General features: G+C 72.6%; 9 protein-coding genes and 1 riboswitch. Of the genes, 7 read left to right on the top strand and 2 right to left on the bottom strand.

Annotated elements, in window-relative coordinates; genetic code table 11:
- The first annotated feature begins 293 nt into the window (after window positions 1-293).
- Both TR48_RS31125 and TR48_RS31120 read left to right on the top strand, forming a co-directional pair.
- Complete coding sequence (locus tag TR48_RS31125) at window positions 294-890, top strand: HhH-GPD-type base excision DNA repair protein (protein WP_042373648.1); 597 nt, start codon at window positions 294-296, stop codon at window positions 888-890.
- A gap of 379 nt (window positions 891-1269) precedes the next feature.
- Window positions 1270-1437: riboswitch (M-box (ykoK) riboswitch) on the top strand.
- 269 nt (window positions 1438-1706) lie between these two features.
- A complete protein-coding gene (locus TR48_RS31120; protein WP_042373646.1) occupies window positions 1707-3353 on the top strand; it encodes an NRAMP family divalent metal transporter in 1647 nt (548 codons plus the stop codon).
- A gap of 90 nt (window positions 3354-3443) precedes the next feature.
- On the opposite strand, the gene TR48_RS46705 is transcribed toward TR48_RS31120, so the two are convergent.
- A complete protein-coding gene (locus tag TR48_RS46705; RefSeq protein WP_369405626.1) occupies window positions 3444-3581 on the bottom strand; it encodes a hypothetical protein in 138 nt (45 codons plus the stop codon).
- A gap of 32 nt (window positions 3582-3613) precedes the next feature.
- On the bottom strand, window positions 3614-3991 hold the full coding sequence (locus TR48_RS31115; protein ID WP_369405625.1) for a carboxymuconolactone decarboxylase family protein: 378 nt from the start codon (window positions 3989-3991) through the stop codon (window positions 3614-3616).
- Window positions 3992-4038: 47 nt separating this feature from the next.
- On the opposite strand from TR48_RS31115, the gene pdxR reads away from it, so the two are divergent.
- The 5 genes from pdxR to TR48_RS31090 all read left to right on the top strand — a co-directional run bounded on the left by pdxR (window position 4039) and on the right by TR48_RS31090 (window position 10278).
- Window positions 4039-5502 (top strand): MocR-like pyridoxine biosynthesis transcription factor PdxR, encoded by a 1464-nt coding sequence (gene pdxR / locus TR48_RS31110; RefSeq protein ID WP_042373644.1) that lies wholly within the window; start codon window positions 4039-4041, stop codon window positions 5500-5502.
- A 168-nt stretch (window positions 5503-5670) separates the two neighbouring features.
- On the top strand, window positions 5671-6876 hold the full coding sequence (locus tag TR48_RS31105) for a hypothetical protein (RefSeq protein WP_236652417.1): 1206 nt from the start codon (window positions 5671-5673) through the stop codon (window positions 6874-6876).
- A 164-nt stretch (window positions 6877-7040) separates the two neighbouring features.
- Window positions 7041-7691 carry an NUDIX domain-containing protein gene (locus TR48_RS31100; RefSeq protein ID WP_174501757.1) on the top strand — a complete coding sequence of 217 codons (651 nt, stop codon included), beginning with the start codon at window positions 7041-7043 and terminating at the stop codon, window positions 7689-7691.
- A 162-nt stretch (window positions 7692-7853) separates the two neighbouring features.
- Window positions 7854-8507 carry a DUF6542 domain-containing protein gene (locus TR48_RS42515; protein ID WP_152628287.1) on the top strand — a complete coding sequence of 218 codons (654 nt, stop codon included), beginning with the start codon at window positions 7854-7856 and terminating at the stop codon, window positions 8505-8507.
- The gene (locus tag TR48_RS31090; protein ID WP_084729906.1) at window positions 8500-10278 is read left to right on the top strand and encodes an LCP family glycopolymer transferase; all 1779 of its coding nucleotides are present in this window, start codon (window positions 8500-8502) and stop codon (window positions 10276-10278) included. Before TR48_RS42515 ends, TR48_RS31090 begins: the two co-directional genes overlap by 8 nt.
- The last annotated feature ends 157 nt before the right edge of the window (window positions 10279-10435 follow it).

The raw sequence follows: 10435 nt of genomic DNA, 5'->3' as shown, positions 1-10435 counted from the left end.
CCCGCCACAACGGCCACGCCGATCTGCTGCGCGAGCGCATCGACGGCGCGGTCGGCCTCTGAGCCGCGAGCTCCGCATCCGGCGCGCGGCGGCGCGGGGGCTGCGGGAGCGGGCAGCTCGCGGGACGGCGGGAGCGGACAGCGCGGGCGACGGCGGGGGCGGGCGAGGGCGGGTGACGGGGGCGGGTGACGGCGTTTCGCCGGGCGTGCAGGGGTGGGCGCGCGGAAAATGGGCCCGTGGACCCATGGGTCCGGTGAGCTCAGGACCGTGAGGCAGGACCTAAGGAGAGCGCCATGGCGACCGACCTCCACCTCGCCCAGGACCCGGACGCGGACGCCCTGCTCAGCCGCAGCCCCCTGGCCGCCCTGATCGGGATGCTGCTCGACCAGCAGGTGCCGATGGAGTGGGCCTTCACGGGCCCGTACACGCTGCTGCAACGCCTCGGCGGGGACGACCTGGACGCGCACACGATCGCCGACTACGACCCGGAGGCGTTCGCCGCGCTGTGCGCGCAGAAGCCTGCCGTCCACCGCTATCCGGGCTCGATGGCCAAGCGCATCCAGCAGCTGTGCGCCTACCTGGACACCCACTACGACGGCGACGCCGAGGCGCTGTGGCGGGACGTCGCCAGCGGCACGGAGCTACTGGACCGGCTGGTGGATTTGCCGGGCTTCGGCCGGCAGAAGGCGCAGATCTTCCTCGCGCTGCTCGGCAAGCAGTTCGGCGTCCACCCGAAGGGCTGGCGCGAGGCGGCCGGGGCCTACGGCGAGAAGGACAGCTTCCGCTCGATCGCGGACATCACAGGCCCCGCCTCGCTGGAGAAGGTGCGCGCCCACAAGCAGGAGATGAAGGCGGCGGCCAAGGCCGCGAAGGCGGCCAAGTCCGCCTGAGCCGACGGCAACCTGAACGGTCTTCCGAACGGCGGCAAGGCGCCGGCCCCGAAGGGCGGGTGCCGCGGGCGCTGTCGCCCTCGCGGATCCCGCCCGCACCTGGCCGGACGCGGAGCGGGCCAACCTCGTCGCGGTCGCCGCCGACGCCCCGACGATCGGTCCTGCTGTGCGAGTCCCCCGCGCACAACGGGGCGACGGAGCTGTACGAGCAGATGGACGCCCCAGAGGCCGCGGGCGCGCGGGCGCTCCGGGGCGCACTGGAACAGGGACCGGAGGCGGCACCGGGTGCGGTGCCGGAGGCGGACTGAGGCGTTAGCAGCGCGTTAACGGATTTGACAGCGCTGACACAGCGGGGCGACCCTGGACGGGTTCTTCAGATGAGACACCTCGTTCGGTGAGGCGTCTCCACGGACACAGGCCACTGATCCCAACCGTCGAGAGACGCTCCGGATCAGGACACCTCCTCCCGACCTAAGGGTTGAGGCCAAGTGGCTGCGCGCAGCGCTACGCCGTGGAGTGCCAAAGCTCTGACGAGTTGGGGTGTGCCGGACCGGTTCGACGATCCGGGTCCGGTGTGCCCCCTGCCGCATGGACGCGTGACGCGTCATGACCGGAGGGAGGCGAGAAGCAATGGACTGCAGTCCTAGTCCGGGCCACAAACGGCCCCATGACACCCGCTTGACCTCGTCTTCTTTCGGCATGCGGTAACCACCTGCACTTTACTTTCGCCTGCGCGCCCGCCTGTGCCCGCACGCAGGGCGGATGGATGCTGCATGCCCTCTCACCCGGCCTCACGGCCACCAGGGAGGGTTCACCATGACCACCACCATCGACCCCCAGGTCACCGGCGCCGCCCGTTCGGCGGTGCTCGACGACGCGCACCTCGGCGACATCCGCGGCGCGCTCGGCACCATCAAGCTCGACGACCACACCGAGCCGCGCGGCCTGTCCGCCAAGCTCAAGACCCTGCTCGCGATCGTCGGCCCCGGCCTGATCGTGATGGTCGGCGACAACGACGCCGGCGCCTTCGCCACCTACGGCCAGGCTGGGCAGAACTACGGCACCCACCTGCTGTGGACGCTGCTGCTGCTCGTGCCCGTGCTCTACGTCAACCAGGAGATGGTGCTGCGCCTCGGCGCGGTCACCGGCGTCGGCCACGCCCGCCTCATCCTGGAGCGGTTCGGCAAGTTCTGGGGCGCGTTCAGCGTCATCGACCTGTTCATCCTCAACGCGCTGACGCTGGTGACGGAGTTCATCGGCATCACCCTGGCGGCCGGCTACCTGGGCCTGCCCAAGGCCGCCGCCGTGGTGCTGGCCGCCGCGATCATCATCGCCTCCGCGTTCACCGGCTCCTTCCAGCGGTTCGAGCGCATCGCGATCGCGCTGTGCGCGGGCTCGCTGCTGCTGATCCCGCTCTACTTCATGATCCACCCGAAGACCTCGCAGATGGCCCACGACTTCGTGGTGCCGAACCTGCCGGGCGGTCAGGGCCAGCTCGCCACCGTGATGTTGCTGATCATCGGCATCGTCGGCACCACCGTCGCGCCGTGGCAGCTGTTCTTCCAGCAGAGCTACGTCATCGACAAGCGGATCACGCCGCGCTTCATGAAGTACGAGAAGGCCGACCTGTGGCTCGGCATCGTCATCGTCGTCCTGGGCGCGGCCGCGCTGATGGGGGTCACCTCCGCCGCGTTCGCCGGCACCTCCGGCTTCGGCGGCTTCACCGACGCGGCCGGTCTCGCCCACGGCATCGAGGCCCACGCGGGCAAGATCGCGGGCCTGCTCTTCGCCGTCGCCCTGCTCGACGCCTCGATCATCGGCGCGTTCGCGGTCTCGCTCTCCACCGCCTACGCCATCGGCGACGTGTTCGGCATCAAGCACTCGCTGCACCGCGGCATCAAGGGCGCGAAGGGCTTCTACGCCGTCTACGCCGGGATCGTGGCCCTCGCGGCCGCGGTCGTGCTGATCCCCGGTTCCCCGCTCGGCCTGCTGACCGAGGGCGTGCAGACCCTCGCCGGCGTGCTGCTGCCCTCCGCCACGGTGTTCCTGCTGCTGCTGTGCAACGACAAGCAGGTGCTCGGCCCGTGGGTGAACGGCCCGAAGACGAACGCCTTCACGGCGGCCGTCGTCGGGGTGCTGGTCACGCTGTCGATCATCCTGACCGCCTCGGTGCTGTTCCCGGACATCAGCGCGGGCGCGATCATCGACATCATGGCCGCCTGCGGCGTCGTGGGCGTGCTGGCCGCCGGCTACGCCGCCTTCACCAAGCGCCGCACCGCCACCAAGGAAGACCCCGTCGACCGCACGGGACGCGACGAGTGGCGGATGCCGCCGCTGGAGACGCTCACCCGGCCCGTCATGGCCACCGGCCGCAGGATCGGCATGAGCGCCCTCCGCGGCTACCTGCTCGTCGCGATGGTGCTGGTCATCGTCAAGATCGTCGAGGTTGCCCTCGGCCACTGATCCCGCGGAACTACCCGCCCCGTCGGGCCAGGCCCACCCGCCGGGCCAGGCCAACCCGCCGGGCCTGGGCCACCCGCCGGGCCTGGTCCGTCACTCGTTGACGGGCCAGGCCTGCGACGCCACGCTGACGCGGTTCCAGGCGTTGATGGTGGTGATCAGCCAGACCAGCTCGGCGAGCTCGGTCTCCTCGAACTCCTCGGCCGCATCCGCCCACACCTCGTCGCTCACCGGACCGTCCGAGAGGCGGGTCACCGCCTCGGTCAGCGCGAGCGCCGCGCGCTCGCGGCGGGAAACAGGCCGGTCCCCCGCCAGACCGGCAGCAGCAGGAGCCGCCGCTGGTCCTCGCCGCCGGCCAGCGCGTCGGCGCTGTGCGTGTCGACGCAGTAGGCACAGCCGTTGAGCTGCGAGGCCCGGGCACGGACCAGCTCCTTGAGCCCCGGCTCCAGGTCGCTGCCGGCGGTGGCCTTGTCGAGGGCGACCATCGCGCGCATGGCGGCGGGCGCCAGCTTGTCCGCGGCGACGCGGACGGTGATCTTCGGGTTCTCGAGCCGGTGAGCCTCGGTCAGGTGAGCCTCGGTACGGGGAGCCTCGGTACGGGGAGCCTCGGTCTTCGCTGCGGTGTTCGTGTTCGTCGTCATGCCCATCAGTCTGCCCTCGCACTGGACCCACGATAAGGTCCATTTCCATGTCCGATGACTGGTCCACTTTCGGCGTCGACCTCCACCTCGACCTGACCGCGGGGCGGGCTTCCGGCGGGGGCGTGCGCGCCGCGCTGGAGCGGTCGCTGCGGGACGCGATCCGCGGCGGACGCCTTTCCTGCGGCACCCAACTGCCCGCCACCCGCGTGCTCGCCGCCGAGCTCGGCGTCTCCCGGGGGACGGTCAGCGCCGCCTACGACCAACTGACCGCCGAGGGCTACCTGATCGCCCGTCACGGCTCCGGCACCCGCGTCGCGGACGTGGCCCGCCCGGAGCGGCGCGCCACGCGGGGCGCACCACGCCCGCCCCGGCACGATCTGCGGCCCGGCACTCCCGATGTCGGCTCCTTCCCCGTCGCCGCCTGGCTCCGCGCCTCCCGCCGCGCGCTCGGCGAGGCCCCGCCCGCCGTCTTCGCCTACGGCGACAGCCGCGGCCGCCCGGAACTGCGCGCCGCGCTCGCGGACTACCTGGGCCGTGCGCGGGGCGTGGACGCCGCGCCCGGCCGCATCGTCGTCACCGCCGGCTACGTCCAGGCCCTCACCCTGCTCGCCCACGTCCTGCCGGGCGGCGCGTTCGCCCTGGAGGACCCGGGGCTGCCCTTCCACCGCGAGGCGCTGCGCTTCGCCGGCCGGGAGGTGGTCCCGCTGCCGGTGGACGCCCTCGGCGCGGACCCCGCCGCGCTGCCGCCCTCGGGCGTGGCCGCGGCGGTCGTCACCCCGGCCCACCAGTACCCGACCGGCGTCACCCTGCACCCGGACCGGCGGCGCGCCCTCGTCTCCTGGGCGCGGGCGGCAGCCACGGTGGTCGTCGAGGACGACTACGACGGCGAGTTCCGCTACGACCGCCAACCCGTCGGCGCGCTCCAGGGCACCGCCCCGGACGACGTCGTCTACGTGGGCACCGCGTCGAAGACCCTCGCACCCGGCGTCCGGCTCGCCTGGATGGTGCTGCCGGGCCGCCTGGTCGAGCCCGTCATGCGGGCCAAGCGTCTGACGGACTTCCAGACGGAGGCCCTGGGACAGCTGACGCTGGCCGAGTTCATCACCTCCCACGCGTACGACCGGCATGTGCGCGCGAGCCGCTCGCGCTACCGGCGCCGCCGGGACCTGCTGCTCTCCGCGCTGGAGGGCTACCCGCTGGAGGGCGTCGCGGCGGGTCAGCACCTGCTGCTGGGGCTGCCGACCGGCGCGCCCCCGGAGTCCCACCTGCTGCGTCAGGCGGCCGCCCGCAGCCTGGCGTTCGGCACGCTCGGGGAGCACTGGCACGCGGACGCCTCCGGGCCGGGGGCCGAGGGGGCCTCCGCTCCGCGCCGCACCGGTCTCGTCCTCGGCTACGGGACCCCGCGCGAAGGAGGCTTTCCTGAGGCTGTGACAGAGCTCACGCGGCTGCTCCGGGACGAGGTGGGCGTGGTCGGCGCAACCGGAGACCGGTCGGTGACCGACCTTCGGTAAGACCGCTCACCGGTTCGACCACTCATCATTCTTTCGTTCAACGCCTAAGATGACCCGCACCCCGGAGGGTAACGGGTGAAACAGGCGAAAAGGACGAACGTGAGCCGAGCGGGAGAGGAGACGGCGCTCTCCGACTACCGGGCGGACACCGGGCGCATCGTCCGGTGGCTGCCGGTGCGCAGACACCACCTGCTCCTGGTCGGATGGACCGCGCTCTGGTTCGTGCTGGTCGTCCCGAGCGGCGGCGTGTCCTGGCACTACCTGCGCCAGGGCGAGCAGTTGCTCTTCGGCGGCACGCCCGGCGGCGGGCTCTCGCTCTACGCCTCGCACCCCGAACTGCAGATCGGCCCGGTCAGCCTCGCCGCCGCCCGCCTCTTCCAGCCCTTCAGCCCGGCGACCGGGCAGCTGCTCGCCGAGGCGGCGATGTCCGTGCTCGGGCTGGTGATGCTGACGCTGGTCGGCCGCACCGCCGCCCTCCACTACCTGGGCACCGGCACCAACCACCGCCGCCTGCAACAGCGCATCCTCATCGCGGGGCTCGCCTTCATCCCGATGTGGATCGAGGTCTCCGTCCGCTTCGCGCACCTCGATGACGTGCTGGCGCTGTTCTTCGCCACCGTGGCCGTGCACTCGCTGGCGCGCGGCGGCAGTTGGGCGGTGGCGGTGTGGCTGGCGCTGGCCGTCGACGCCAAGCCGACGGCGGTGCCCTTCGCGGTGCTGCTGCTGGCACTCCCGCGCGGCACCCGGCGCGGGCCGTTCCTGCTCTTCTGCGGCTTGGTCGCCGGCGCCTGGCTCCCCTTCTACCTCGGCAACCTGGGCTCGATCTCGGCGGCCAAGTTCGCGATCCCCAACCAGCCCGCGTCCTCGCTGCGCTGGCTCGGCGTGACCAGCGCGGGCACCCCGCCGTGGGACCGCCCCGCCCAGTTCGCGCTCGGCGGCGCGCTCGGCGCACTGGCCGTCTGGCGCGGCCGCTGGCCGGCGGTCATCCTGCTCGGCGCGAACGCCCGCATCCTGCTCGACCCGAGCACCTACACCTACTACAGCGCCTCAGTCCTGCTCGGCACCCTGCTGTGGGACGCCGTGGGCCAGCGACGTCTGGTGCCGTGGTGGAGCTGGATCGCTCTGTTCGCCCTCTACGGCGGGACGCTGTTCATCCCGGACGACGCGACGCGCGGCCTGGTCCGGCTCGGCTTCGTGGCCCTGTCGACCCTCTACGTCCTGCTCTGGCCCAGCCCCGGCAGGAAGCGGCGGGGCCGGCCCCGCAGGCAGCAGCGCCTCGCCGGGACGGGCACGCCGCGCTCCCAGCGGGTCCCCGGGGCCCGAGGGCCAGCGGAGGGCACGCGCGCGGCGTCGTTGGCGGCGGGGCCGCGGTGACGTTCGCACCGCGCTGACGTCGACCCGAGTGACGTTCGGCCCGCGGTGACGTTCGGGCCGGGCGGTGACGTTCGGGTCGCGGTGACGTTTCGGCAGCGATGCGTCAACCCCGCGCACCTCGCGCGCTCCCCCGAACGGGCCAGCGCAGCCGCTAGTCTCGATCAATGACATCGACGACTGAGCGTCCTGACGGCTCGGGAGCTCCGGACCCCGCCGGACCGAAAGCCCTGGCACTGCGGTTCCCCGACCTGCACGCACCGCAGTTCTGGGCCTGGGGAGGCTACGACGCGCAGTTCTCCGCCGAGCTGCCCGAGGACCGGCTCGTCACCAACGTGCACCTGATCGGCTTCGCCCCGCTCCCGGACGGCCAGGGCCGCGACGGCGGACACGGCGTCGTGCTCTGCCGTGACGAGCGCGACCACTGGTTCCTGCCCGGCGGCACCCGCGAGCGGGACGAGAGCGTCGACGACTGCCTGGCCAGGGAGTTGCGCGAGGAGGCCGGCGCGCGCCTGCTCGGCGCGCCGGTGTGGATCGGCGCGCACCGCTGCGTCACCGACCACCCCGTGCCCTACCGGCCGTGGCAACCGCATCCGGAGAAGGCCTGGTTGTGGGGCTGGGCCGAGGTCGTCGTCGACTCCGAGCCGACCAACCCCGAGGACGGCGAGGCCGTCGTCGAGGTGCGCGTGCTCCCGGCCGACGCGGCCCAGGAGTTGCTCGCCCGTGGCCGTGACCGGTGGTGGGCGGAGCTCGTTGCCTTGGCCGTGGAGTCACGCGAAGGACGCGCAGGCGCTGGGGAGCGCGCGACCGGCGTGTGACGACCCGTCGTGAGACGGCTTGCCGCGCGGAACCGTGAATGTCCCCTGTGCGTCTGTTACACCTGTTAAGCCCCGATCTAGTGGGTTTATGGGCTTTGCCGCCGAACGAGAGGCGTGCGAGGGCGGGGAGAACGTGCAGAGGGACCGCGTGAGAGGAGAGGCATGGCTGGGCAGTCGACGCAGCGCCAGGCGGCGAGGTCGCCGGAGCGCACCGTCCAGCCACCGGCCCAACGCGGCCCCCAAGGCCAAGCACACGGGCACGGCGACCAGCAGGCGTACCGGCCCGGGGGCCGACCGGCACCGCAGCGCGGGGACTCGGTGCGCGGGGGCTCGGTGCGCGGGGGCTCGGTGCACGGCGGATCGGTGCGCGCGGATTCGGTGCGCGGCGGTCGGCTCGCCAGACCACAGGCGAGCTGGGTGCTGCTGGGACTGCCCGTCCTCGGCGCGCTGGTCGACGAGGTGTCGGGCGCGCCGCTGGGCCGGTTCTTCCTGATCTGCTCGGTGCTGGCCTCCGCCTGGGCGGCGCTGCTGGTCACCCGCCGCGGCCTGTGGTGGGTCCTGCCGAGCCCGCCGCTGGTGATCGCCGTCGTGGCCTTCGTCGACCAGGTGCTGCTGCACCGTTCGGACTTCGCCGGCGACAAGTTCGGCACCGGCGTGCTCAGGTGCTCGGTCGAGGTGTTCCCGGCCATGCTCTTCGCCCTGCTCGCGGGCTTCGCCGCGCCCGCGCTGCGGCGCGTGGTGACCCGTCACTTCGCCGCCCGCGCGGCCGGGCGCGCCGCCCAGGTCCCCGTCCCGCGAAGGAGCCACCATGGCTGACCGACCCCAGGAACGCCCGCACGGGCGCCCTCAGGGCCGGTCCCCGGTCCACCCCGGCGAGCGCGTCCGGGACCGCACCGACCACCGTCCCGGCGAGCGCGTCCGGGACCGCACCGACCACCGCCCCGGCGAGCGGCCCAGGGAGCGTGCCGGGGAGCGGCCCAGGGAGCGTGCCGGGGACCGCGCGGTGGGACGCCGCCCGGCGACGCCGCTCGTGAAGGCCGGACGCGCGGCCCTGGCCACCGCATCGGCGGTGGTGCTGCTGGGCAGCGGCGTCTCCTGGATCACCTACCACTCGCTGGCGGACGGTCTGAACACCTCCGACGCGCTCGGGGTCACCCAGCGTCACGCGCCGCCCAAGCTCGACAACTCCATCAACCTGCTGCTGATCGGGCTGGACAGCCGCAAGGACATGAACGGCAACGACCTGCCCAAGCAGTTCGTCGAGCAGGACCTGCACGCGGGCTCCAGCGACATCGGCGGCTACAACACCAACACGCTGATCCTGCTGCACATCCCCGCGGGCGGCGGCAAGGTGCAGGCCGTCTCGATCCCGCGCGACGACTACGTCGAGACGCTCAACGGCGACGGCACCTCCCAGGGCCGCCACAAGGTCAAGGAGGCCTACGGCCTGGCCAAGGCCGCGATCGAGCCGAAGCTCAAGGCCCAGGGCCTGACCGGCGCAGCGCTCGAACAGCAGAGCCGCGAGGCCGGACGCGAGGCGACCCTGGCCACCGTCCAGCAGTTCCTGGGTGTCCGCATCGACCACTTCGCCGAGGTCAACCTGCTCGGCTTCTACGACATCGCCAAGGTCGTCCAGCCGGTCACCGTCTGCCTCAAGCACGCCACCAAGGACCCGGCCATGGCCGGTCAGGGCTCCGGCGCCGACTTCCACGCCGGCTACAACACCCTCGACGCGGCCCAAGCCCTCTCCTTCGTCCGCCAGCGCCACAACCTCACCAATGGCGACCTCGACCGCACCCACCGTCAACAGGCCTTCATCTCCTCGGTGATGTACAAGCTGAAGCAGGAGGGCCTCTTCGACGACTTCGGCAAGATGCAGGGCCTGCTCGACGTGGTGAAGAAGGACGTCGTGCTGGACTCGCAGTGGAACGTGCTCGACTTCGCCCAGCAGGTGCCCAACCTGACCGGCGGGAACGTCGTCTTCAACACCCTGCCGATCCAGGGCTTCGCCACCCGAAACGGAGAGTCGGTCAACCTGGTCGACGCGCAGCAGATCCAGCGGATCATGCAGCGGCTCACCTCCGTCGACCCGCGCCCGACCGCGGCGGCCCCGGCCGGCTCGTCCTCCCCCGCCGCCGCACCGCAGCAGTCCGGCCCCGTCGCCCCGGCGACAGTGGACGTGCTGAACGCCTCCGGCATCACCGGCCTGGCGGCGCAGAAGCAGAAGGACCTCGTCGACGCCGGCTGGACCGCCGGCCGGACCGGCAACGCCGCCTCCCGCAGCAGCCGCACCGTCATCCGCTACGGCTCCGGCGCGGACGCGGCCCAGGCCGCCCGGCAGATCGCGGCGAAGCTCGCCGTCCCAGTCACCCCGACCGCGTCCACGAGTCTGACCGCGGGCCACGTCGAGGTGCTGCTCGGCACGGACGCGGTGGGTGCGGGCCGCCCGGGAGGCGCGGCGAGCGCGGTCGCCGGGGGTGGGCTCGGCGGCGGCAACAGCGGCACCACGTCGGGCGACGCGGTGTCGAGCATCCCCTTCCAGGGCGCCTCGGTGGAGATGGGGAGGGGCATTCCCTGCGTGGACTGATCCGGATCCGGTCCCGATTTATGGACGATTCCGTCTCAGGACCGGCACCCGGCTAGGAGAACCGGAAACACGTAAGACACACTTGTTGTGATTGATCGCACTGTTTCCCGGTCGGGCATGATGGGGACCGAACCTCAAGCCTGCACGGCCGACTAGG

It is taken from the genome of Streptacidiphilus neutrinimicus (assembly GCF_000787815.1).
Lineage (GTDB): Bacteria > Actinomycetota > Actinomycetes > Streptomycetales > Streptomycetaceae > Streptacidiphilus > Streptacidiphilus neutrinimicus.
The sequence above is the reverse complement of the archived record's forward strand: the minus strand, read 5'-3'. Positions and strand labels throughout refer to the sequence as shown.

Bases quoted from the DNA above. Each gene is read 5' to 3' on its own strand.
- TR48_RS31125 (WP_042373648.1), top strand. From the start codon at position 294: ATGGCGACCGACCTCCACCTCGCCCAGGACCCGGACGCGGACGCCCTG.
- TR48_RS31120 (WP_042373646.1), top strand. From the start codon at position 1,707: ATGACCACCACCATCGACCCCCAGGTCACCGGCGCCGCCCGTTCGGCG.
- TR48_RS31115 (WP_369405625.1), bottom strand. From the start codon at position 3,991: ATGACGACGAACACGAACACCGCAGCGAAGACCGAGGCTCCCCGTACC.
- pdxR (WP_042373644.1), top strand. From the start codon at position 4,039: ATGTCCGATGACTGGTCCACTTTCGGCGTCGACCTCCACCTCGACCTG.
- TR48_RS31100 (WP_174501757.1), top strand. From the start codon at position 7,041: ATGACATCGACGACTGAGCGTCCTGACGGCTCGGGAGCTCCGGACCCC.
- TR48_RS42515 (WP_152628287.1), top strand. From the start codon at position 7,854: ATGGCTGGGCAGTCGACGCAGCGCCAGGCGGCGAGGTCGCCGGAGCGC.
- TR48_RS31090 (WP_084729906.1), top strand. From the start codon at position 8,500: ATGGCTGACCGACCCCAGGAACGCCCGCACGGGCGCCCTCAGGGCCGG.